The 21,803-nt window shown below is 67.7% G+C and carries 20 protein-coding genes; 7 read left to right on the top strand and 13 right to left on the bottom strand.

Annotated features, from left to right (window positions below; translation table 11 throughout):
• Window positions 1-22: 22 nt before the first annotated feature.
• The 5 genes from RT97_RS24120 to RT97_RS24140 form a co-directional block, all read right to left on the bottom strand.
• Window positions 23-1,138: a DUF2855 family protein gene (locus tag RT97_RS24120; protein WP_172672243.1), complete on the bottom strand. Its 1,116-nt coding sequence runs from the start codon at window positions 1,136-1,138 to the stop codon at window positions 23-25.
• 168 nt (window positions 1,139-1,306) lie between these two features.
• Window positions 1,307-1,732 carry an organic hydroperoxide resistance protein gene (locus RT97_RS24125; RefSeq protein ID WP_042581374.1) on the bottom strand — a complete coding sequence of 142 codons (426 nt, stop codon included), beginning with the start codon at window positions 1,730-1,732 and terminating at the stop codon, window positions 1,307-1,309.
• Window positions 1,733-1,815: 83 nt separating this feature from the next.
• Entirely contained in the window at window positions 1,816-2,271 is a 456-nt protein-coding gene (locus RT97_RS24130) for a MarR family winged helix-turn-helix transcriptional regulator (RefSeq protein WP_042581375.1), read from the bottom strand.
• An 82-nt stretch (window positions 2,272-2,353) separates the two neighbouring features.
• The gene (locus tag RT97_RS24135) at window positions 2,354-3,193 is read right to left on the bottom strand and encodes an ABC transporter permease (protein ID WP_042581376.1); all 840 of its coding nucleotides are present in this window, start codon (window positions 3,191-3,193) and stop codon (window positions 2,354-2,356) included.
• Between the two features lie 118 nt (window positions 3,194-3,311).
• Window positions 3,312-4,292, bottom strand: a complete 981-nt coding sequence (locus RT97_RS24140) for an ATP-binding cassette domain-containing protein (protein WP_042581377.1) — start codon at window positions 4,290-4,292, stop codon at window positions 3,312-3,314.
• Between the two features lie 87 nt (window positions 4,293-4,379).
• Here RT97_RS24140 and RT97_RS24145 point away from each other — a divergent pair, with 87 nt between their 5' ends.
• On the top strand, window positions 4,380-5,222 hold the full coding sequence (locus RT97_RS24145; RefSeq protein WP_042581378.1) for a hypothetical protein: 843 nt from the start codon (window positions 4,380-4,382) through the stop codon (window positions 5,220-5,222).
• Window positions 5,219-5,911 carry a hypothetical protein gene (locus tag RT97_RS24150; protein WP_042581379.1) on the top strand — a complete coding sequence of 231 codons (693 nt, stop codon included), beginning with the start codon at window positions 5,219-5,221 and terminating at the stop codon, window positions 5,909-5,911. Before RT97_RS24145 ends, RT97_RS24150 begins: the two co-directional genes overlap by 4 nt.
• Before the next feature lie 3 nt (window positions 5,912-5,914).
• Here the strand turns inward: RT97_RS24150 and RT97_RS24155 are convergent, their stop codons facing one another.
• The gene (locus RT97_RS24155; protein ID WP_042581380.1) at window positions 5,915-6,805 is read right to left on the bottom strand and encodes a LysR family transcriptional regulator; all 891 of its coding nucleotides are present in this window, start codon (window positions 6,803-6,805) and stop codon (window positions 5,915-5,917) included.
• Window positions 6,806-6,930: 125 nt separating this feature from the next.
• On the opposite strand from RT97_RS24155, the gene RT97_RS24160 reads away from it, so the two are divergent.
• Both RT97_RS24160 and RT97_RS24165 read left to right on the top strand, forming a co-directional pair.
• Entirely contained in the window at window positions 6,931-7,584 is a 654-nt protein-coding gene (locus tag RT97_RS24160) for a glutathione S-transferase family protein (RefSeq protein WP_042581381.1), read from the top strand.
• A gap of 61 nt (window positions 7,585-7,645) precedes the next feature.
• Window positions 7,646-8,617 (top strand): pyridoxamine 5'-phosphate oxidase family protein, encoded by a 972-nt coding sequence (locus RT97_RS24165; protein ID WP_042581382.1) that lies wholly within the window; start codon window positions 7,646-7,648, stop codon window positions 8,615-8,617.
• A 5-nt stretch (window positions 8,618-8,622) separates the two neighbouring features.
• Here the strand turns inward: RT97_RS24165 and RT97_RS24170 are convergent, their stop codons facing one another.
• Complete coding sequence (locus RT97_RS24170; RefSeq protein ID WP_253278315.1) at window positions 8,623-9,798, bottom strand: cytochrome P450; 1,176 nt, start codon at window positions 9,796-9,798, stop codon at window positions 8,623-8,625.
• An 82-nt stretch (window positions 9,799-9,880) separates the two neighbouring features.
• Here RT97_RS24170 and RT97_RS24175 point away from each other — a divergent pair, with 82 nt between their 5' ends.
• Window positions 9,881-10,576: an ArsR/SmtB family transcription factor gene (locus RT97_RS24175; RefSeq protein ID WP_042581421.1), complete on the top strand. Its 696-nt coding sequence runs from the start codon at window positions 9,881-9,883 to the stop codon at window positions 10,574-10,576.
• A gap of 10 nt (window positions 10,577-10,586) precedes the next feature.
• On the opposite strand, the gene RT97_RS24180 is transcribed toward RT97_RS24175, so the two are convergent.
• On the bottom strand, window positions 10,587-11,549 hold the full coding sequence (locus RT97_RS24180; RefSeq protein WP_042581384.1) for a Bug family tripartite tricarboxylate transporter substrate binding protein: 963 nt from the start codon (window positions 11,547-11,549) through the stop codon (window positions 10,587-10,589).
• 162 nt (window positions 11,550-11,711) lie between these two features.
• Window positions 11,712-13,229 (bottom strand): AMP nucleosidase, encoded by a 1,518-nt coding sequence (locus tag RT97_RS24185; protein ID WP_042581385.1) that lies wholly within the window; start codon window positions 13,227-13,229, stop codon window positions 11,712-11,714.
• A gap of 60 nt (window positions 13,230-13,289) precedes the next feature.
• Between RT97_RS24185 and RT97_RS24190 the strand changes: the two genes are divergently transcribed.
• Entirely contained in the window at window positions 13,290-14,189 is a 900-nt protein-coding gene (locus tag RT97_RS24190) for a ketopantoate reductase family protein (protein ID WP_042581386.1), read from the top strand.
• 53 nt (window positions 14,190-14,242) lie between these two features.
• On the opposite strand, the gene gorA is transcribed toward RT97_RS24190, so the two are convergent.
• Complete coding sequence (gorA, locus tag RT97_RS24195; protein ID WP_042581387.1) at window positions 14,243-15,601, bottom strand: glutathione-disulfide reductase; 1,359 nt, start codon at window positions 15,599-15,601, stop codon at window positions 14,243-14,245.
• Window positions 15,602-15,726: 125 nt separating this feature from the next.
• On the opposite strand from gorA, the gene RT97_RS24200 reads away from it, so the two are divergent.
• The gene (locus RT97_RS24200) at window positions 15,727-17,760 is read left to right on the top strand and encodes a PEP/pyruvate-binding domain-containing protein (protein WP_042581388.1); all 2,034 of its coding nucleotides are present in this window, start codon (window positions 15,727-15,729) and stop codon (window positions 17,758-17,760) included.
• A 34-nt stretch (window positions 17,761-17,794) separates the two neighbouring features.
• Here the strand turns inward: RT97_RS24200 and RT97_RS24205 are convergent, their stop codons facing one another.
• The 3 genes from RT97_RS24205 to RT97_RS24215 form a co-directional block, all read right to left on the bottom strand.
• Entirely contained in the window at window positions 17,795-19,744 is a 1,950-nt protein-coding gene (locus tag RT97_RS24205; protein WP_042581389.1) for a TRAP transporter large permease, read from the bottom strand.
• Window positions 19,745-19,870: 126 nt separating this feature from the next.
• Window positions 19,871-20,539, bottom strand: coding sequence for a TRAP transporter small permease subunit (locus RT97_RS24210; RefSeq protein WP_042581390.1), 669 nt, complete (start codon window positions 20,537-20,539; stop codon window positions 19,871-19,873).
• Between the two features lie 92 nt (window positions 20,540-20,631).
• A complete protein-coding gene (locus tag RT97_RS24215) occupies window positions 20,632-21,741 on the bottom strand; it encodes a TRAP transporter substrate-binding protein (RefSeq protein WP_042581391.1) in 1,110 nt (369 codons plus the stop codon).
• Between the last annotated feature and the right edge of the window lie 62 nt (window positions 21,742-21,803).

Genomic DNA, 21,803 nt, shown 5'->3' on the forward strand with positions numbered 1-21,803 from the left:
CGCTACCCCCGCAGTGGCGGCGTCACAGTCCGCCGGGTTGTTTGTAAAGCGAAAGGATATGGCCCGTGCGCGGGTCGCCCTTGCCCCCCAGCACCTGCGCGTAGGCGGCCTGCACGGCCTCGCCGCCGCGGTGCTGCTCGGCGTGCAGCCAGGGGTTGCTCGCATCGGTCACCGTGGCGAGGAAGTTGCGCCAGGCGGCCACCATGCGCCGGCCGAATTCGTCCGCTCCCCATTCGGCGGTGCGCTTCTTGATCTGCGCGGGCGCGAAGAACAGCGTGGCGCGCGGACCCGCGAGGCTCTTGCCCGCGCCCTTGGAGGCGAGCTGCTCCACGTGCGTGCCGCCGATCGAGCAGCTGTACTTGAGATTCGCGAAGCGCTCGTGAATGGCGTTGCGCAGCCCGCCGTTGCCGGCGAAGTCGATGTACACGCTGGGCGTATCGGCCGCGATGCTGTCGAGCGCGTCGTAGGTCACCACGCGGTGGTAGCAGCGCAGGCTTTCGCAGAAGGCCACGTTGGCCGGCGAGGTGAGTCCGATCACCTCGATGCCCTTGCGCTGGTGCAGCTGGAAGGCGGTGCCGTAGGCCGTCTTGCTCGACGCGCTCGACAACAGCATGGTCGTGGCGCCGAAGAAGTCGTTGTCGGCCATGAAGTCGTCGATCAGCCACGAGGTGATGAACAGCGGGCGCAGCAGCGCCTGCAGGTCTTCGGTGTCGGTGGTGTAGAGCGGATCGGCGTTGCAGCGGAAGTACTGGTTGTAGACCGCCGGCAGCGCGGCGCGGTGCGGGGCGGCATCGGTGAAGCGCGCGGCCGAGAGCCGGTCGGGGCTGAGCACCGCGCTCGATGCCATCGGCCAGTAGCCGTAGAGCCGCTCGCCCACCGCCACGCCGGGGTGCAGCGATTGCACCACGCTCGCGAAGCCCCACACCGGGATGCTGCCCCAGCCTTCTTCCTCGGAGGGAAAGAACTGCCAGTAGCTCATCGCGTCGCCGAAGGCGGCGTAGGTGATGTTGTTGGAGGTAAGGGCAAAGCTGTCGATGCGCACGCGCACCTGGCCGTCGGCCAATGGCTGGTCGGTGGCGGTGTGCAGGCGCGTGGTGGGAAGGCTGTCCTTGCGGACGAGGAGGCTGGTGGTGCTCATGGGGTCGATCTCCACGGTGCGTTGAAGGGCGTGCGGCCACATTAGCCAAGCTTGATGAAAGGCGCTATCGCGTTGTCCCTTTCCGGGTCACGCGTGAGACAACGCGCGCCATGAAAAAAGCGCCCCGGCTTGTGGCCGGGGCGCCTTGTTGCTTCGCGGATGGCGAAATCAGACGATCACGAGTTCGACGTCGATGTTGCCGCGCGTGGCGTTCGAGTACGGGCAGACCTGGTGAGCGGTGTCGACCAGCTTCTGCTTTTGCTCGGCATCGAGGCCAGGCAGCGTGATCGCCAGTTGCACCGAGATGCCATATGCAGCGCCGCCGTTCGTCGGGCCGAGGGAAACCTTCGAGTCGATGGCCACGTCGTCGGGCACCTTCACGCTGATCTTCGGGCCGACGGCCTTCATCGCACCGATGAAGCAGGCGGCGTAGCCCACCGCGAACAGCTGCTCGGGGTTGGTGCCGGGCTTGCCCGAACCGGGCGAGCTGAGCTTGACGTCGATCGCGCCGTCGCTGGACTTCCCTGCGCCGTCACGGCCGCCGACGGTGTGGGCTTCTGCGGTGTAGAGCACTTTGTCGAGCTTGGTGGTCATGGTGATTCCTTTGATGATGGAGGGAGGGTGAAAAAAATGCTTCTCTCAGGTTTCGATCGAAGCGGGGAGAAAAACGTTGTCGGTCAGGCCGCCTTCTTGACGCGGTCGCGCAGGGTCTGGATCTGCTGGGTAAGCGCGATGAGTTCGGGCACCGAGCATTCGGTGGCGGCCATGAGGCAGCCGGGGACGCTGGCCGCGCGGGCCTTGAGCTTGCGGCCGGCTGCAGTGAGCGTGATGTGCACTCGGCGCTCGTCGGCCACGTCGCGCACCCGGGCCACGTAGCCACTGGTTTCGAGGCGCTTGAGCAGCGGGGTGAGCGTGCCGGAATCGAGCGAGAGGCGTTCGCCGAGCTCGGAGACCATGGGGCCGTCCTGCTCCCAGAGGGCGAGCATGACGAGGTATTGGGGGTAGGTGAGCTGCAGCTTTTCCAGCACCGGCTTGTAGAGCCGCGTCATCGCCAGCGAGGCGGAATACACGGCGAAGCACAGCTGGTTGTCCAGCTTGAGCATTTCGTCGGCGGAGACGGTGGTGGAGCGCATGGGCTGAATTGTAGCGAGCAATTAAATTGTGTGCAATGCAATTTGAAAGCATCCGTATCCGGGATGCCCTCAGCCGAAGCGATTACGCCTTGAACCGCTTGCGCGTCAACGCCAGCGCGATCCAGAACGCCACGACCGCATACACCGCCAGCACGCCCGCATGCAGCCACCAGTCGGCCGGCCACTGGTCCATGAAGAGCGGCCGCACCAGCGCCACCGCGTTGGTGAGCGGCAGCCACGCGGCAACCGCCTTCACCGCCGAGGGCAGTTGCTCCAGCGGAAAGAACACGCCGCTCAGGAACATCATCGGTGTCATGAACAGCGTGAAGTAGTAGGTGAAGAAGTCGTAGCCCTTGGCGAGCGCGTTGAATATCAGCGCGATCGACGAGAAGGTGATGCCCGCGCCGATCAGCACCAGCCACGCGACGATCAACTTCGGGCTGTGGCTGATGCCCAGCCCGAGCATCACGAACAGGATCGCGGTGACGGTGAAGATCGACTTGAACGCCGCCCACAGCATTTCTGCCATCACGATGTCGTCCAGGCCGACCGGCGCGTTCATGATGCCGTCCCAGGTCTTCTGCACGTGCATGCGGGAGAACGCGGAATACAGCGCCTCGAAGCTCGCCGCATTCATGGCGCTCATGCAGATCGAGCCGCTCGCCAGGAACAGGATGTAGGGCACCTTCACGCCGTCCACCGCCACCTGCCCCACCAGCGCACCCATGCCGTAGCCGAAGGCCACGAGCCAGATCAGCGGCTCGGCGATGTTGCCGATGAGGCTCGGTATCGCGAGCTTGCGCCACACCAGCAGGTTGCGCAAAAACACGGGCCACCAGCGCAGCGAGATATCGGGTGCGCGCCACACCGAGGGTGAGGGGAGGGGCGATATTGTTTTTGCCATATTCGACAGGTTGCTCATGGCTGTTGCTTCATTTCAGGAATACCGTGGAACCGGCTTTGCCGGGCCGCTGGTATTGCCCCCGGCGAGGGGGTGGGCGGCCACACGAAGTGGGCAAGCCTGGGGGTGTGCCTCATGCTTAGCCGTCCTCGCGGATCTGCCGCCCGGTGAGCTTGAGAAATAGGTCTTCGAGATTCGCGGGGCGATGGAAGGTGCGCAGCCCGCCGTGCTGCGTGAGCGCATCGAGCAGCCGCCGCGCGTCCTGCGTGTAGAAGAACACTGTCTCCCCGCTCACCTCGACCCGTGCCGCCATCGCCTTCAGCTCGGGCGATTCGGCCAGCGACAGCGCGCCGTTGCCATACACCTCGACCACGTCGGGCTCCAGGTGTTCGGCGATCAGGTCGCGCGGCTTGCCCTCGGCGATCTTGCGGCCGTGGTCGAGCACGAGCAGGCGCGAGCACAGGCGCTCGGCCTCGTCCATGAAGTGCGTGGTCAGCAGGATCGACTTGCCCTGCTGCAGCAGCACCTGCAGCCGCTCCCACATCAGGTGGCGCGCCTGCGGGTCGAGCCCGGTGGTCGGCTCGTCGAGCAGCAGCAGCTTGGGATCGTTCACGAGCGCGCGTGCGAGCGACAGCCGACGGCGCATGCCGCCCGACAGTTCGCCCGGCTTCGCGTCGGCCTTGTGCGAGAGCGCCGCGAACTCCAGCAGTTGCGGCACGCGTGCGCGCACCTGCGCCTTGCTGAAACCGAAGTAGCGGCCGTACACCACGAGGTTCTCGGCGCAGCTGAAGTCGGGGTCGAGCGTGTCGAACTGAGTGACCACGCCCAGCTGCGCCTTGATGGCGAGCGCATCGCGCGGCATCTGCAGGCCCAGCGCCGAGATCTCGCCGCCGTCGGGCGCGGTGAGTCCCAGGCACATGCGGATGGTGGTGGTCTTGCCGGCGCCGTTGGGGCCGATCACGCCGAGGCATTCGCCCGGCGCGATCTCGAACGACAGGTCGTCCACGACCGTGGTGTCGCCATAGCGTTTCTGCAGATGGCTGGCGTGGAAGAGGGGGGAGGTGGGGGAAGAAGAGGGCACGCGGCCATTCTGACGCAGGCCCGGAGCGAATGGCGCCATCGCTTGAACCGATGGACAACGCGCGCATCTTCGTCGCAACTCCCGGCACAATCGACGCCCGATCGAGTACCGCGAGAAGAACCGAAGATGCTGCGTTTCCTGTTGGCGCTGTCAGTCGTTTTGCTGCTTGGCGCTTGCGCCCAGTTTCACCGGCCGCTCGCGGCGGCAGACCGCACGAAGGTCCAGGAGGTCGATCTTCGCGTGGTGGTCGCGCAAGAGAGCTTCATGTTCTCCGCGCAGGCACCCGGTGTGAGCGCGGCCACGGGCGGTGGCCTCATCGGCGCGCTGATCGACTCGTCGGTGCAGCAGTCGCGGCAAAAGGAAATGAGTGCGGAAGTAGGCGCCATCGTCGGCCCCCTGCTCGATTACGACTACCGCGTCGAGGCCGGCCTTGCCATCGGCGAATTGCTCAGCAAGCCGAATGCGTTCCCGCTGAAGATCGCCTCGTCGCAGGTGCTCGCGGGCATGCCGCCGAAGGCCGAGCAGGACGCCCGCATCGCCGCCACGAAGACCGGCCCCGCCTACCTGGTGCTGTTACTGCAATATGCGCTGGAGCCCGGCCTCGGCGCCTTCACCACGCGCACCACGGCGCTGCTCTGGCAAGCCGGCAACAAGGAACCCACGTACCGCTCGGCCACGATCTTCCAGACACCGGTGAGCGGTGGAGCGCGCGCGACCGTCGTACGCCGCTTGGCCGCCAACGACGGGCAGCAGCTCAAGGCCGTGATGCGCGATTCGATCCAGCAGACGCTGCACGTGGTGGGGCTGGACCTGGCCGGTGCGCGCTCCGGCGCGATCCGCACCGCGCGCTTCAACGTCAACGGCACGTGGGTGACGCTGGGCGGCCAGGGCTTCGACGAGCAGCCCGGCCGCGTCGTCTTCCGCGACCAGGACCACGCGATGTATTCGGTCCGGACGGCCGCACCATGAAGCAAGCTTCGCGACCGACCTCCGGCCGGGTGACGGCCGCCCTGTTCGCGCTCTGCACCATGCCCGGACTGGCGCATGCGCTCACCGAGAGCGAACCGCTCGACATGGTCTACCAGCAGGCACCGGAACAGGAGCAGCGCCCCAACGGCCCGCCGGTCGAGACCCTTCGCGCGCCGCTGGGCTGCAGGCTTTACCTCTCGGCCATCGAAGACGCCCGCAACAACCAGGTCTACGCAGGCAACCTCACGCTGATGCTGCCGACCGTGCATGCCACGCCCAGGACGGTGGAGTCGCTGCGCAGCGGCGATGCGGGCGCATGGACGCGCGATGCGTTGCTCTCCACCAAGCGCTACGGGTTCCAGCCCATCGTCGGCGCGGCGGCTTCCGCTGCCCCCGATCCGACCCGGCAGGTCTCCGCCGTGGTCGCGCTGCGGCTGGCCCATGCGTGGTCCGCGGGGCTCAATCTCGTCTCGCACGTGGTGCTGAAGGTGAGCTACCGCCTGTCCGGCGGCACGACGGCCACGCGCCTCTATCACGGCATGGGCACGCGCACCAATTGGGCCAGCGGTAACGGCGAATTCATGTCGGTGCTCAACCTCGGCATGGAAGAGGCCGTGCGCGGCATGGCGACCGATGCCGCGGCGCTGTGCGAGGGCAAGGCCCTGCCCGCATCTGCCGTAGCGCCGTAGCGACTACATCCTCAGTCCAGTGAACTCCGACTTCATCCACTCGATGAAAGCCCGCGTGCGCGCCGGCAGCAGCCGCGCATTCGGATAGATCACGCTCACCGGCCGCGGCGGCGGCTCGAAGTCCTCGAGCACGAGCTGCAGGCGCCCCTGCGCCACGTACGGCAGCACCTGGTACGAGAAGAAGGTGCCGAATCCCATGCCTGCGGCGCAGGCCTCCACCGCAGGCGCGAGGTGGTTGAACTCCAGCCGGTTGCTCGGCGTCACGCTGATCGTCTTGCCGCCCTCGTGGAACTGCCATTGCGGCGGCGCGTCGATGCGGCCGCGCACGCAGTCCGCGCCGTTCAGGTCGCGCGGATGCCGTGGCGTGCCGTGGCGCGCGAGGTAGTCGGGGCTCACCGCCACCACGCGCCGGATGGTGCCCAGCGTCTGCGCGACGAGCGACGAATCTTCCAGCGGGCTGATGCGGATGCCCACGTCGATGTTCTCCTCCAGCAGGTTCACCGCGCGGTCGTACAGCAGCACGCTGCAGCGCACCTTGTCGTAGCGCTTCATGAATCGCGTGATGGCCGGCGCCACGTACATGTGGCCGAACAGCACTGGCGCCGTGATGGTGAGCTGGCCCGCCGGCTCGCGCGCCTCCGCGTTGAGCGCGCGGTCGGCCGCATCGGCCGCAAGCAGCACCTCGCGCGCGCTCGGCAGGTAGTGGCGGCCTTCCTCGGTGAGCGACAGGCGACGGGTGGTGCGGTGGAACAGGCGCACGCCCAGGTGCGCCTCGAGCGCGGCGAGCGAGCGCACCACCGCGGGCAATGAAGTGCCGAGGGATTCGGCAGCGCGGGTCATGCTGCCCTGCTCGGCGATCTGTACGAAGGTCTGCATGGCTTTGAAACGGTCCATGACCCGATTAAACCGGAAAACGCAGCAGTCAAATACAGAAATGGCTATTCATTCATTGAGCGCAAGAGAGAAGAATCGAGGGCATGCCATCCCGGCCCTCGTCTCGATCTTCGAAAGGACCTTTCATGAACGCCATTGCCACCCGCCCCGCGCAACCCATCAAGCTCTACGGCAGCGCCATCTCGGGCCACGTGCACCGTGTGCGGCTGTTTCTCTCGATGCTCGGCCTGCCCTTCGAAATCGTCGAGCTCGACCTGAAGAAGCGCGACAACCGCACGCCCGAATTCCTGGCGCGCAACCCTTTCGGCCAGGTGCCGGTGATCGAGGACGGCGACGTCACGCTGGCCGATTCCAACGCGATCCTGGTCTACCTGAACGCGCGCTATTCGGCTGACCCGGCGCGCTGGATGCCGCAGGACGCGGTGGGCGCGGCGCGCGTGCAGCGCTGGTTCTCGGTGGCGGCCGGCCCGCTGGCCTATGGCCCGGCCGCGGCGCGCGTGATGGCGCTCTTCGGCCTCGCGGTCGATCCCACCGAGACGGTGACGCGTTCGCACGCGCTGCTCTCGGTGATGGAGATTCACCTGGAACGACAGCCTTTCCTCGCCGGCCCCGAAGCCACGCTGGCCGACATCTCGAACTACGCCTACGTGGCGCATGCGCCGGAAGGCCGCGTGGCGCTCGACGGTTATCCGCGCGTGCGCGAATGGCTGGCCCGCGTCGAGGCCTTGCCCGGTTTCGTGCCGATGGTGCGCACGCCGGTCGGACTGGCGGCCGCATGAGCGCGCGAAGGGCCGCTCCCAAGCAAGCTCGCACCGCAGCGCGACGCGTGGAGGTATTCCTATGATTTCCGCACCTTTCCACGCCGGCGAGCGCGCGCTGCAGCTGCAGGCCGGCTCGCGCGAACAGATGGCCGTTGCGGGGCCGCGCGTGATCCGCGACTACATGCCCGACCAGCACCGCGAGTTCTTCGCGCAACTGCCCTTCGTCGTGGTCGGCAGCCTCGATGCGAACCTGCAGCCGTGGGCCAGCGTGCTCGCGGCGCCCGCGGGCTTTGCGCATTCGCCCGATGCAACGCACCTGCGCATCGATGCGCTGCCAGCGTCGGGCGATCCGCTCGCAGGCCAGCTTGCGCTGGGCGCCCCTCTCGGCCTGTTGGGCATCGAGCCGCACACGCGGCGGCGCAACCGAATGAACGGCACGGTCGAATCGCTCGATGCCGCGGGCTTCATGCTCCAGGTGCAGCAGAGCTTCGGCAACTGCCCGCGGTACATCCAGGCGCGCGAGCCGGTGTTCGTGCCCAAGCGCGCAGACAGCGCGCCCGTCCAATGGCTCGATGCGCTCGATCTCGATGCGCAGCGGCTCATCGGCAGCGCGGACACGCTCTTCATCGCCACGGCCTACCCCGACGAAGCAGCGGTGGGCGACGAAGCCGATGCCAGTTCGCACGGCGTCGACGTGTCGCATCGCGGCGGCCGGCCCGGCTTCGTGCGCGTCGACGAAGGCGGCGTACTGACCGTGCCCGACTTCAACGGCAACCGCTTCTTCAACACGCTCGGCAACCTGCTGGCGCATCCGCGCGCGGGCCTGCTGTTCATCGACTACGACAACGGCGAACTGCTGCACGTGGCGGCCACCGCGGAGATCGTGCTGGACGGACCCGAGCTCGCCGAGTTCGAAGGCGCCGAGCGCCTGCTGCGCCTGCACGTCGAGCACGCGCTGCGCCGGCCTGCCGCGCTGCCGCTGCGCTGGGGCGACGCGCAGCTGTCGCCGCACTTGGCGGGCACGGGACACTGGGCCAGCGCGCGCGGCTGAATCGGTCAGTGGAAAACGGGGATGCGCGCGTTGGCCGAGGGACGGTAGTGCCAACCGAGCGCGCGCATCGCATCGAGATCGGGCTTGCGCTGCAACATCGCATCGAGCCCCGCGGCGGCCAGCGTGCAGGCCAGCGCCTGCCCCGGGCAGGCGTGCATGCCGTGGCCGAAGCCGAGCATGCGGCGCCGTTCGCGGATCAGCCTGAAGTGGTCCGGATCGGGGTTGAACGCCGGATCGCGGTTGGCGGCGGCCAGCACCAGCAGCACCGCATCGCCCGCCGCCAGCGGCGTGCCCGCGATGGTGATGGGCTCGGCTGCGAAGCGGCGCGTGTTGTGGACCGAGGGGTCGTGGCGCGCTGTCTCTTGCACGATCGCCTGCAAGCCGTCGCGCGTGCGCGCGGCATGGTGCAACGAAGGATCGCGCAGCAATGCGATGAGGCTGTTGCCCAGCAGGCCCGCTGTTGCGTCGCAGGTCTGGGAGAGCAGGCCGACGATGTTGGCGAGCAATGCGCGCGAGAGGGGCGCGCTGGCATCGCTCTCGGCCAGCACGGCCGCGAGCAGCGTGCCGTTGCGAGGCGGCGCGCTGGCCGTCAGCGCCTCGAAGCGCGTCATCAGTTCGCTCGCTGCAACACTTGCGCTCTGCAACTGATCGGCCGTGGACAGCGGTGACAGGCACGCCACGAAGTCGCGCATCCAGCCATCCGCCTGCGGCAGCATTTCATCCGCAAAGCCGAGCAGCTGCGCGACCGCTTGCACGGGCATGGAAAAGAGCGCGTCCGACAGAGGCTCCGCCGGCACGTTGCGCGCAACCTGCAAGGCGGCCGCCTGCACGGCGTTCAGGTCCAGCCCGCCCAGCGCGCGCTGCAGCGCGGGCCGATGCGCCTGGTGCGCCGCGCCGTCGTTCATGCGCACCAGGTGGCCGAACACCTCGCCGGCCGGGCTGTCCACGATGGCGCGCGGCACCGGTTCGGCGGGTGGCCGCACACGCAGCACGCCGTGCGCAAGCAGCACTGATTCGATGACGTCCGCGCGGCTCGCGACCCACACGCGCAGCCTGTCGTTCCAGGCGAGCGCCGGGCCCGCCCGCAGGTCGGCGTAGAAGGGATAAGGATCGGCATGCGTGACGGCCGCGACCGGGTCGACGGGCATGCTGTCGGCGAAGGAAGTGGGGCGTGTGTTCATGGGCGCAGTGTGCAATCGGCGATGCCGCCACACTTCGCCCGCGAACGAAGTGTCGATTGCGGCAGCGTTCTACGATGCGGCCATGGACACGACTTCAACCGCCAACGCAGATTTCCAGCTGGCCCGTCTCGCCGGCGCCATCGCCGAGCCGGCGCGCGCCCGCATGCTCAACTGCCTGATGGACGGCCACGCGCGCACCGCGACCGAGCTCGCCACCGTCGCCGAGGTGGCCGCCTCCACGGCGAGCGCGCACCTCGCGCGCCTGAAGGAAGAGCGCCTGGTCGAGGTGCTCGTGCAGGGCAAGCACCGCTACTTTCGGCTCGCCGACGACAACGTCGCGGCCGCGCTCGAAAGCCTGATGGTCGTGGCCGGCGCGCCGCGCGCGGTCGAATTCAAGCCGAACACGCCGAGCCGCCTGCGCGCCGCGCGCACCTGCTACGACCACATGGCCGGCACGGCGGGCGTCGCACTGCACGACAGGCTGCATGCGCAGGGCTGGCTCAGCGGCCTGCAGAGCGGCTCCTATGAGCTCACGCCCGAAGGCGCGATCGCGCTCGAAAGCCTGGGTGTCGAGGTCGATGCGGTGCGGCGCTCGCGCCGGCGCTTTGCCTGCGCGTGCCTGGACTGGAGCGAGCGCCGCCCGCATCTTGGCGGCGCGCTGGGGGCTGCGTGGCTGCAGCTGTCGCTGCGTCGCGGCTGGGTGCGGCAGGAGCTCGACGGGCGCGAACTCGCGCTCACGCCCAAGGCGCAGCGCGAGATGCCGGAGCTCTTTGCCTGACTGCGTTCGCTCAGGCCTTCAGCTTGAGCAGGTAGATCATCGGCCCGGCCATCGCCAGGTCGAGTTCGAGGAAGCTCTCGAAGTCCTTGCCGGCCATCCAGTACGCATCCCAGTTGTTGCGCTTGATGGTCTTCTGCCAGACGTCGGCGCCGGTCGCGCGGCGCACGGCCTCGAGCAGCACGGCGCGGCGCTCAGCGGGCACCTTCTTGCCGGTCAGCACGCCGCGCCAGTTGGCCAGGTCGGCGTCCACGCCCTGTTCGCGCACCGACGGAATGCCCAGGAACGGGCGCTTGGACGACACGCCGATCGCGCGCAGCTTGCCGCTCGCGAGCGCCTCGCTGAATTCGCTGTAGCCCGAGATGCCGGCGACGGCCTTGCCGGTTTCCAGCGCCTCCACCACCTGCGCGCCACCGGGGTGCGGCTGGTAGACCAGGCCCGCGGTGTTGCCGGCCACGCGCGCCAGCATGCCGGCGTACATGTGATCGACGCCGCCGGCCGAGCCGCCCGCTATGACGGTCTTGGCCGCGTCGGCGCGCAGTGCGGCGATCAGGTCCTTGGGGGTCTTGATGGGCGAGTCGGCTTTCACCGCCACCACTTCGTAGTCGCTGGTCAGGCGCGCGACCGGCGCGACCTGCGCCATGGTGACCGCGGGCTTCTGCAGCGCGACCGCACCGACCATCACCATGCCGCTCATCAGCACGGTGTCGGGGTCGGCATCGTATTTCTCGACGTACTTCGCAAGGCCGATGGTGCCGCCCTTGCCGCCGACGTTCTCGTAGACCACATCGCCGGCCGCGCCCGAGGCCAGCAGCGCCGCGCCGAGCGCGCGGCCGGTCTGGTCCCAGCCGCCGCCTTCGTTGGCGGGAATGACGATGCGCAACCTGGGAACCAGCTGCGGCTCGGCCGCGCCGGCAGATCGGGGCCACAGCAGCGCCGCTTGGCCGATGCCGGCGGCGGCGACGCCACCCGCCATCCACGCGCTGAAGTCGCGGCGAGAAAGGGTAGAAGGCGACGATCTAGTCATTTTGTTTCCGGTTGTTCTCAAAAGTAACCGGATGATGTCTGTGAAATGTGCAAAACACCCGCACAAACGCCTAGGTGAAAACCCTAGGAACCCCTCGCCGACTGCCAACTTTTACTGGAAAGCGACCTCGGCGAAGCTGCGCAGCTTGCGGCTGTGCAGGCGGGTCGATCCCTCTTCCCGAAGGATGTCGATGGCCCGCATGCCGATGCGCAGATGCTGCTCCACCCGCTCGCGGTAGAAGTGGTTGGCCATGCCGGGCAATTTGATCTCGCCGTGTAACGGTTTGTCGCTTACGCACAACAAAGTGCCGTAGGGCACGCGGAAACGGAAGCCATTGGCCGCGATCGTCGCGCTTTCCATGTCGAGCGCCACTGCCCGGCTCTGGCTGAAGCGGCGCTGCGGCTGGTTGCCCGGCAGAAGCTCCCAGTTGCGGTTGTCGGTACTCGCCACGGTGCCGGTGCGCATGATCTTCTTCAGATCCGGTCCTTCGTAGCGCGTGATGTCGGCCACGGCTTTTTCCAGCGCGAGCTGGATTTCAGACAGCGCCGGAATCGGCACCCACAGCGGCAACTCTTCGTCGAGCACGTGGTCCTCGCGCACATAGGCATGCGCCAGCACGTAGTCGCCCAGCTGTTGCGTGTTGCGCAGGCCCGCGCAGTGGCCCAGCATCATCCAGGCGTGCGGGCGCAGCACGGCGATGTGGTCGGTGATGGTCTTGGCGTTGGCCGGGCCGACGCCGATGTTCGTCATGGTGATGCCGCTGTAGTCCTCGCGCACCAGGTGGTAGGCCGGCATCTGCGGCAGGCGCGGCGGCGCGGTGCCCTGGCTGCCGTCGAGCAGGTGGCCGAAGGTCTCGCTCGCGCCGGCATCGAGCCCGCGCCGGCGCGTGATCACGTTGCCCGGTTCGATGAAGGCGACGTACTCGCTGTTCTCGTCGGCCATCGCCTCGTGGCCCAGGCGCACGAACTCGTCGATGTAGAACTGGTAGTTGGTGAACAGCACGAAGTTCTGGAACCACTCGGGCGCGGTGCCCGTGTAGTGGCGCAGGCGATGCAGCGAGTAATCCACGCGCGCCGCCGTGAAGAGCGACAGCGGCTGCGCCTCGCCGTCGCGCGCCTCGAAGGTGCCGTTGGCGATGCCGTCGTCCATCACCCCCAGGTCGGGCAGGTCGAACACGTCGCGCATCAGCGCGCGGCGGTCGTCGCTCATCGTGCCTTCGATGTGGTCGTTCTCGGCGAACGAGAAATGAATCGGAATGGGCTGTGTGCTGGTGCCCACCTCGAGCTCGACCTGGTGGTTCTCCAGCAGCAGGCGGAACTGGTCGAGGTAGTAGCGCGAGAAAAGGTCGGGCCGCGTCAGCGTCGTCTCGTAGCGGCCGGGCCCGGCCACGAAGCCATAGCTCAGGCCTGCGTTGGCCGGCGGCGTGTGGCGCGAGACGGTGTGCGTGTGCACCCGCACGAACGGGTAGCAGGCCCGCACCCGGCCCGGCAGTGCCTCGCCGGCCACGAAGCGCAGCATCGACTCGCGCAGGTGGGACAGGCCGCCCTGGTAGATGGCCTTGACCTGGTCGAGCGCGGCGGCGGCGTCGGTGAAGCGGGCGGGGGCGACGAAAGTGGGCATGTAGGGCATGGCGGCATTGTGCAATGCGCCGTTACCCTATGGCTGGCAGACAACCAAGGAAACGATTCGATGAAAGTCGCAGTCATGGGCGCCGGCGCAGTCGGCTGCTACTACGGCGCCATGCTGGCGCGCGCGGGCCACGAGGTGGTGCTGATCGGGCGGCTTTCGCACGTGGAGGCCGTTCGCGCGAACGGCTTGCGGCTGGAGACGAAGACCTTCGACGAACATGTGCGGCTCGATGCGAGCACGGAAGCGGGCGCCGTGCAGGGCGCCGACCTCGTGCTGTTCTGCGTGAAGTCCACCGACACCGAATCGGCCGCCGCGCAGATCAAGCCGCACCTCTCGCCCGAGGCGCTGGTGCTCACGCTGCAGAACGGTGTCGACAACGACGAGCGCGTGCGCTCGGTGCTGTCGAACGAGGTCGCCGCCGCCGTGGTCTACGTGGCGACCGAGATGGCCGGACCCGGCCACGTGAAGCACCACGGCCGAGGCGAACTGGTGATCGCGCCATCGCGAGCGAGCGAGCAGGTCGCACGGCACCTGGTCGCCGCCGGCGTGCCCGCGCAGATTTCAGACAACGTGCGCGGCTCGCTCTGGGCCAAGCTGATCCTGAACTGCGCCTACAACGCGCTGTCAGCGGTGTCGCAACTGCCCTATGGCGAACTCGTGAAGGGCACGGGCGTGGCCGACGTGATCCGTGACGTGGTCGCCGAATGCCTTGCCGTGGCGAAGGCCGAAGGTGTCGTGATTCCTGGCGACACCGATGCGGCCATTCGCGGCATCGCGCAGTCGATGCCCTCGCAGTACTCGTCGACCGCGCAGGACCTCGCACGCGGCAAGCTCAGCGAGATCGATCACCTCAACGGCCTGGTGGTGCGCCGCGGCGAGGCGCTCGGCGTGCCCACGCCCGCGAACCGCGTTCTGTTCGTGATGGTGAAGCTGCTCGAAGGAAAGCAGCAGCCTCGCTGACATCCTCTTTCGCGGAGGTGCGGCACGAAGTGCACGAAGCCTGGGGGTGAGCCCTAGCCCGGCATGGGTTCGCGCATCGTCACGAACTCTTCGGCACCCGTCGGGTGGATGCCGATGGTGCTGTCGAAGATCGCCTTCGTCGCGCCCGCGCGCATCGCGACCGCAAAGCCCTGCACCACTTCGCCCGCGTCCGCGCCCACCATGTGCAGGCCCACCACGCGGTCGCTCTTCTTGTCCACGACCAGCTTCATGAATGTGCGCTCGCTGCGGCCCGAGAGGGTGTGGCGCAGCGACTTGAACTCACTGGAGAACACGGTGATCTCGCCGAACTTCGCGCGCGCGTCGAGCTCGGTGTAGCCGCAGGTGCCGATGTTCGGGTGGGTGAAGACCGCCGTCGGAATGAACTCGTAGTCCATGCGGCGCTTGCCTTTGCCGAACAGCGCGTCGACCACCACCATCGCCTCGGCGAGGGCCACCGGCGTGAGCTGCACGCGCGTGGAGACATCGCCCACCGCGTAGATCGAGGGCACCGAGGTGCGGTAGTGCGCATCGACCGCGATCGCGCCTTTGTCGTCGAGCTTCACGCCCGCCGCCTCGAGGCCGAGACCCTGCGTGTTGGGCACGCGGCCGGTGGCGAAGAGCACGGTGTCGGCCTCGATCTGCTGGCCGCGCGCGAGCGTCACGACCAAGCCATCCGGGCCGCGCGCGATCGAGGAGGCCTCGCAGTTCAGGCGCACGTCGACGCCCGCCTTGCCCATCTCGTTCGCGAGGAACTGGCGCACGTCGTCGTCGAAGCCGGTGAGCAGGTGCGCGCGTCGATGCAACTGCGTCACCTTGGCGCCGAGGCCGTTGAAGATCGACGCGAACTCGCATGCGATGTAGCCGCCGCCCACCACCAGCAGACGCTTGGGAAACGGATCGAGGTCGAACATCGCGTCGGACGTCACGATGTGCTCGCGGCCCGGAATGTCGGGCACGAAAGGCGTGCCGCCCGTGGCCACGAGCAGGTGGCGCGCGGTGTGGCGCTTGCCGTCGATTTCCACCGTGTGGCCGTCGACCAGCTGCGCCCATCCGGTGATGAGCGTGACGCCCGAATTCTTCAGCAGCGACGCGTAGATGCCGTTGAGCCGGCCGATCTCTTTTGCGCGCTGCGACTTGAGGTGCGCCCAGTCGAACTGCGGCTCGGCCGGCAGCTTCCAGCCGTAGCCCGCGGCCTCCTCGAACGATTCGGCGTAGCCGGCTGCATAGCTGTAGAGCTTCTTCGGAATGCAACCCACGTTGACGCAGGTGCCGCCGAGTTCGGCGGCTTCGGCCAGGCCCACGCGGGCGCCCGTTTGTGCCGCCATGCGCGCGGCGCGAACGCCGCCGCTGCCGCCGCCGATGACGAAGAGGTCGAAGTCGAATGTGGGCATGAGAAGAAGCTCCTTTCGGGCGACTGTAGCGGCGGGCCGATGCCGGTGCTGCCGGCGGGACTTGGCGCGGCTCGTCCCCACCGGAACGCGAGCGAGAATTCGCCCTGCAACGAGAGGGACACTCCATGAAGAACAACAGCACCCGGTATCGAACGGGCACGGCGGCGAATTGGCTGTCGGCATTGGCGTTGTGCGCGGTGGCCATCGCGCCCTTGCCGGCCGATGCGCAACTCGCGCGCAAGCCTTCCTTCTACCAACAGCAGAACCAGCCGCAGCCCGAGGGCCCGGCCGCCCAGCTCGTTCCACGCCCTGCGGTGCCCGCGTCGCTGCCGGCGCTGCGCAGCCAGGGCGACTTCGACACGCTGGCGCGCGTCTACGACGCCGGCACGCCGATGCAGCTGGCCCATGTGCTGTTCGTCGTCGACCGCCAGGCCAAGCCCGTGCGCACTTACTACATCGACACGCCGCGCTACCAGCTGCACGTGCGCTTCGTACGCGACACCGGGCTCTCGCCGCGCGCGGGCAAGCGCGAGATCGACCGCAACTACCTCGTGCCCGACCGCCGCTTCCTGTTCGGCACGCTGAGCTGGCAACAGGACATCGGCACCTTCACCTACGAGTTCTGGGAGGGCGACCGGCTCACCGCGCCGCTGCTCAAGCAGGCGGATGCGCAGGTGAAGGCCAGCTTCTTCGCGCCCGTGAAGTTCAAGACCAACTCCACGCTGCACGAGCGCGTGGCGAAAGAAGCGGGCGTCGATTTCGTGAGCCAGGAGGCGCTGATCCGCGAGCAACCCTACATGCCGATGAACCTCGGCACCGCGACGGGACGCGTGCGCATCGTGGAAGACGCCTCGGGCCTGAATGCGCTGCTGCCCGACGACATCGCCGTGCTGCGCCAGGTGCCGATCAACCTGCCGCCCGTGGCGGGCGTGCTGACCGAGCGGCCATCGACCGCGCTTTCGCACGTCAACCTGCTTGCCAAGGGCTGGGGCATTCCGAACGCCTACGTGCGCGACGCCGCCACGGTGCTGCGCGAGCATGCGGGCCAGTGGGTGGCGCTCAAGGTCGCGGCCTCGGGCTACCAGTTGCGCCGCCTCACCGCCGAAGAAATCGCGGCGCTCCCACCCCGCACCGTGCGCACCGCGGCCACGGGTGCCGTGCCTGGTAGCGACAGGGCCGTGAAGCCCGACCTGCGCGAGAGCCGCCTGCTGCCGCTCGCATCGCTGCGCGCGCGCAGCAGCGCGCAGTGCGGCTCCAAGGCGGCCAACCTGGGCGCCGTGCTGGCCGCGCGCATTCCATCGACCACCGTACCCGACGGCTTCTGCATTCCGTTCGCGCACTACGACCGCTTCATGCGGGCCAACGGCCTGGCCGACCGCATTGCGCGCATGCAGCAGCAACCCGGCTTCGCGAGCGATCCGCAACTGCGGCAGAAGTCGCTGGCGCAACTGCGCGACGAGATCGTGAAGTGGCCGGTCGATGCCGCCACCGCGGCGTCATGGCGCGCCGCATGGCAGTCGCAATTGGGCGGCGGCGGCGTGTTCGTGCGCAGCTCGTCCAACTCCGAAGACCTGCCCGGCTTCAGCGGCGCGGGGCTCTACACCACGGTGCCCAACGTGAAGACCGGCGACGCGCTGGAGCTCGCCGTGAAGAAGGTCTGGGCCTCGGTGTTCAATCCCGAGGCCTGGGAGGCGCGCAGCGCCGCGGGCTTCGGCGCCGAATCGGTGCTGATGGGCGTGTTCGTGCAGGCCGCCATCGATTCGACCAACGCCGGCGTGATGATCACCCGCGACCCCTTCGATGCGGGCCACCCCTACGTCACCTACATCTCGGCCAAGCGCGGCATCGGCATCCGCGTGGTCGAGGGGCAGCGCGTGGCCGAGCAGGTGATGTATTCGAGCTGGTCGAAGGCGATCCAGGTGCTGAGCCGGTCGGCCGAAGAGACGGCGCTGCAGCTGGACAAGGAGGGCGGCGTGAAGGAGGTGCCGGTGGAGCAGGGGCGCAACGTGCTGACCGATGAGCTCGTCGTGCGGCTCGCCAATGTCGGCGCGGCCGTCAAGCGCACGTTCCATGCGGTCGACCAGGACATCGAATGGGCGACGGTGGGCGACAGGATCGTGCTGCTGCAGGCGCGGCCCTACGTGGAGCGGCGGCGCTGAAAAAAAGGGCGTGCCGGGCACGCCCTTCATGGCTTCAGCCGTACAGATACTGAGGCAGCCACAGCGTCAACCCCGGCCAGATGTACATGAACACCATGCACAGGATCACGATCAGCATGTACGGCATCATCCCGGCGAATATCTGGTTGATCGTCACGTGCGAAGGCGACACCCCTTTCAGATAGAAGGCCGACATCGCCACCGGCGGCGAGAGGAACGCCGCCTGAAGGTTCACGAACACCAGGACGCCGAAGAGCAGCGGATCGATCTGGAAGTGCGCAAGCAGCGGCAGGAAGATGGGCACGAAGATCACGATGATCTCGGTCCACTCCAGCGGCCAGCCGAGGATGAAGATGATCGCCTGCGACAGCAGCAAAAACTGCAGCGGCGACAGGTTCATGCCCAGCACCCACTCCTCGATGATGCGTTGCCCGCCCAGCAGCGCGAACACCGCCGAGAAGAGCGCCGAACCCACGAAGAGCCAGCACACCATCGACGTGGTCTTGAGCGTGAGGAAGACCGCCTCCTTGGTCTTCTTGAAGTCCAGCGTGCCGGCCTGCCACGCCATGAGGAACGCCCCGGCCGCGCCGACCGCCGCGGACTCGGTGGCGGTCGTGATGCCGAACAGGATCACGCCCAGCACGATCAGCGTGAGCGTGGCGAGCGGCATCACCGACGAGACCAGCATGCGCAGGATCTCGAACTGCTCCGCGTCCATGCGCCAGTAGTACCAGCCGAGCAGCGCGAGCGTGAAGAGGCTGGCGAGCAGGAAGCCGGTGTAGAAGGCCTCGGGCACGGCGGCGGTCTTCGGTGCATCGACCGCTTCGCCGAGCTGCTGGAGCCCGCCTTCCGCCGCCGGGGGAGCCGCAGCGGCGTCGCTGCCCGGTGGCTCCTCGACGCCGCCGGGCGGCTCCTGCAGGCCGCTGTCCGATCCGGCTTCCTTCGGTGCGTCGTCGGTCGGCGGTTCGGCGAGGCCGGTGCCGCTTTCGGAGGGCGTCGATGAAGACGCTTCGGGCAGGGTCGCAGCTGCTCCCGCTGTCTTCTGTGTCGCCTGCTGCTGCGCCGCCACCGGCGCGTTGTTGTCCTTCTGCGAGTAGATCGTCACGTACCACCACACCGAGCCCAGCGTCGCCGCGGCCAGCGCCAGCGGCACCAGCGCGTTCAGCAGGCTGCGCAGCAGCAGCCACCAGGTGATGCGCACGCCCTCGGCCGCGCCGCGCAGTGCGCGCGCCGGCGACACCACCGCCGCGAACAGCGCGGGCAGCATGCGCGGCGAGTAGCTGGCCGCGATGTGCGCGACCCAGGGCGTGATCGGCGCGCGTTGCTTGTCGGGCGGCAGCTTGGGCGCGACCTTGGGCTGCAGCACGGCCCAGCCGATCACGTAGATCAGGTACAGGAAGGCGAGGAAGAAGCCCGGGAACATCGCAGCCGCATAGAGCTTGACCACCGACTGCCCGGCGACGGCCGCGTACACGATGATCATCACCGAGGGCGGGATCAATATGCCCAGCGTGCCGCCGGCCGTGATCACGCCCGCGGCCAGGCGCGTGTCGTAGCCGGCGTTGAGCATCGGCCGCATCGCGATCACGCCCATCAGCACCACCACCGCGCCGACCAGGCCGCTCGCGATGCCCCAGAAGGTGCAGACGATCAGCGTGGTCACCGCGAGCGAGCCCGGCACGCGCCGGAACGCGAGCTGCACGCTGTGGAACATCTTGTCCACCAGCGCGCCGCGCTCCATCACGTAGCCCATCAGGACGAAGAGCGGAATGGACAGCAGCGTCTCGTTGGTCATGGCGCCGAAGGCGCGCTGCACCATCAGGTCGAAGACCTTGTTGTCGAGCCAGGGCGATGCGGGGTCGTAGAAGGCGATGAAGCCGAAGAACATGCCCAGGCCCATCAGCGTGAAAGCCGTGGGGAAGCCGAGCATGATGACGACCACGATCAGGCCGAGCATCGCGAGGCCGAGTGCAGGTTCGCTCATACGGAAACCTCCGTGCTGCGCACTGCGGTGCGAGCTTGCTTGGGGCGGCCCGGCGCGGCGCTCATGCGGAAACCTCCGTGCTGCGCATTGCCGTGCGGGCTTGATTGGGGCGGTCCGGCGCGGCGCTCATGCGGCACCTCCGGTCGAATCGCTCTTGCGCTGCTGCGCGGCCTGTTCGATCGACTTGGCCCTGTCGATCACCTCGCGCTTGTCGGCTTCGTCGACATAGCTGCTGCCGGCGAGCTGTTCGCCGACCACGTCCATTTCTTCCGCGTCCTTCAGGCGCGGCGTCCACACTCCGGTCTTCAGGCACAGCGCGCAGCGCACCATCTCGGCGATGCCCTGCAGCAGCAGCACGGCGCCGGCCACGGGGATCACGAACTTGAAGGGGTAGACCGGTATCGGGTCGGCGTTGAAGGTCTGCTCACGCATCGCGAGCGATTCGCCGAAGTAGGTCCAGCCCGACCAGGTGAGCGCCACCACGCCGGGGAGGAAGAAGACCGCGAACAGCACGAGGTCCAGCGCCGCCTGTGTGCGCGGCTTCATGCTGCCGTAGAAGAAGTCGCCGCGCACATGGCCGGCCTGCGAGAGGGTGTAGGCGCCGCCCATCATGAAGAGCGTTCCGTAGAGCATGTTGTTGGCATCGAAGATCCAGGCGGTGGGCGCGTTGAGCGCATAGCGCTTGAAGACCTCGCCGCACACCAGCAGCATCAGCGCCACGATGAGCCACGAGAAGGTCTTGCCCACGACCATGCTGAACCGGTCGACGGCGTGGAGGAAACGTTGGATGGTCATGAAGGCATGGCAGGCAGAAAAGCACGCATCGGAAAGCCAGCCATCCGGAGCGCTCCGGATGGCTGGCGCGAACCGTCATCGGCAGGTTTTTCTCAGGACTTCTTCTTGCCGAAGTAGTGGGCGTACGCCATCTTGAAATCGACGCCGTAGTCGTTCTGCCACTGCAGCGCGCGCTCGGCGAACACGCGTTGCGAATCCAGCACCTTCTTGAAGAGGGGGTTCTCACCGGCCTTCTTCTCCACGGTCTTGTCCCACGCGGCGAGCTGCGCGCGCAGCACCGCGTCGGGCGTCTTGTAGAACTTGATGCCGGCTTTCTTCATGTCCGCATAGTCCTGCGAGTTGCGCTGCACCGCCTTCCAGCTCATGTCGGCACTCGCGGCCTGCACCGCGTAGTCGATGATGGAGCGCAGCTCCTGCGAGAGCCCGGTGTACTTGCCCTTGTTGAACAGCACCTCGAACTGCTCGCCCGACTGATGGAAGCTCTGCAGCATGCAGTTCTTCACCACGTCGGGGAAGCCGAGCACACGGTCGCTCGAGGCGTTGTTGAACTCGGCCGCATCGATGAGCCCGCGGTCGAGTGCGGGCACGATCTCGCCGCCGGGCAGCGGGTTCACCGCGGTGCCCATCTCGGTGAACATGTCCACGGCCAGCCCCACGGTGCGGAACTTCAGGCCCTTCATGTCTTCGACCTTGGCCACCGGCTTCTTGAACCAGCCCAGCGGCTGCGTGGGCATCGGGCCATAGAGGTACGACACGACCTCCATGTTGAGGCTCTTGTAGATCTCCTCGAGCAGGGCCTTGCCGCCGCCGTAGTTGTGCCAGGCCAGCACGGTGTTGGCGTCCATGCCGAATCCGGGGCCCGAGCCCCAGAGCGCGAGCGCCGAGTTCTTGCCGTAGTGATAGGCCACCACGCCATGGCCGCCGTCGAGCGTGCCCTTGTTCACTGCCTCCAGGAGCTGGAACGCCGGCACCACCGCACCGGAGGGCAGCACCTCGATCTTCAGGCGCCCGCCGGCCATGTCGTTCACCTTCTTGGCGAAGTCGTTGGCGTACTCGTGGAAGATGTCCTTCGCAGGCCAGGTGCTCTGGAAGCGCAGCGACGTGGTCTGGGCCATGCTGACCATCGGCGCCGACATGGCGCCTGCGGCCACGGCGGCACCTTTCAAGAGGTTGCGGCGGCGGGGTGATTTGCTCTCTGTCATGTTGTCTCTCTCCATACAAGTTCTGACTGACCGAAAAACCCTGCCCGCCTCTTGGAGTTATG

It is taken from the genome of Variovorax paradoxus (assembly GCF_000834655.1).
Classification (GTDB): domain Bacteria; phylum Pseudomonadota; class Gammaproteobacteria; order Burkholderiales; family Burkholderiaceae_C; genus Variovorax; species Variovorax paradoxus_F.

Bases quoted from the DNA above. Each gene is read 5' to 3' on its own strand.
- RT97_RS24215 (WP_042581391.1), bottom strand. From the start codon at position 21,741: ATGACAGAGAGCAAATCACCCCGCCGCCGCAACCTCTTGAAAGGTGCC.
- RT97_RS24120 (WP_172672243.1), bottom strand. From the start codon at position 1,138: ATGAGCACCACCAGCCTCCTCGTCCGCAAGGACAGCCTTCCCACCACG.
- RT97_RS24130 (WP_042581375.1), bottom strand. From the start codon at position 2,271: ATGCGCTCCACCACCGTCTCCGCCGACGAAATGCTCAAGCTGGACAAC.
- RT97_RS24125 (WP_042581374.1), bottom strand. From the start codon at position 1,732: ATGACCACCAAGCTCGACAAAGTGCTCTACACCGCAGAAGCCCACACC.
- RT97_RS24185 (WP_042581385.1), bottom strand. From the start codon at position 13,229: ATGCCCTACATGCCCACTTTCGTCGCCCCCGCCCGCTTCACCGACGCC.
- RT97_RS24210 (WP_042581390.1), bottom strand. From the start codon at position 20,539: ATGACCATCCAACGTTTCCTCCACGCCGTCGACCGGTTCAGCATGGTC.
- RT97_RS24150 (WP_042581379.1), top strand. From the start codon at position 5,219: ATGAAGCAAGCTTCGCGACCGACCTCCGGCCGGGTGACGGCCGCCCTG.
- RT97_RS24135 (WP_042581376.1), bottom strand. From the start codon at position 3,193: ATGAGCAACCTGTCGAATATGGCAAAAACAATATCGCCCCTCCCCTCA.
- RT97_RS24155 (WP_042581380.1), bottom strand. From the start codon at position 6,805: ATGGACCGTTTCAAAGCCATGCAGACCTTCGTACAGATCGCCGAGCAG.
- RT97_RS24175 (WP_042581421.1), top strand. From the start codon at position 9,881: ATGGACACGACTTCAACCGCCAACGCAGATTTCCAGCTGGCCCGTCTC.
- RT97_RS24165 (WP_042581382.1), top strand. From the start codon at position 7,646: ATGATTTCCGCACCTTTCCACGCCGGCGAGCGCGCGCTGCAGCTGCAG.
- RT97_RS24205 (WP_042581389.1), bottom strand. From the start codon at position 19,744: ATGAGCGAACCTGCACTCGGCCTCGCGATGCTCGGCCTGATCGTGGTC.
- RT97_RS24180 (WP_042581384.1), bottom strand. From the start codon at position 11,549: ATGGCGGGTGGCGTCGCCGCCGCCGGCATCGGCCAAGCGGCGCTGCTG.
- RT97_RS24190 (WP_042581386.1), top strand. From the start codon at position 13,290: ATGAAAGTCGCAGTCATGGGCGCCGGCGCAGTCGGCTGCTACTACGGC.
- RT97_RS24170 (WP_253278315.1), bottom strand. From the start codon at position 9,798: ATGAACACACGCCCCACTTCCTTCGCCGACAGCATGCCCGTCGACCCG.
- RT97_RS24145 (WP_042581378.1), top strand. From the start codon at position 4,380: ATGCTGCGTTTCCTGTTGGCGCTGTCAGTCGTTTTGCTGCTTGGCGCT.
- RT97_RS24200 (WP_042581388.1), top strand. From the start codon at position 15,727: ATGAAGAACAACAGCACCCGGTATCGAACGGGCACGGCGGCGAATTGG.
- RT97_RS24160 (WP_042581381.1), top strand. From the start codon at position 6,931: ATGAACGCCATTGCCACCCGCCCCGCGCAACCCATCAAGCTCTACGGC.
- RT97_RS24140 (WP_042581377.1), bottom strand. From the start codon at position 4,292: ATGGCGCCATTCGCTCCGGGCCTGCGTCAGAATGGCCGCGTGCCCTCT.
- gorA (WP_042581387.1), bottom strand. From the start codon at position 15,601: ATGCCCACATTCGACTTCGACCTCTTCGTCATCGGCGGCGGCAGCGGC.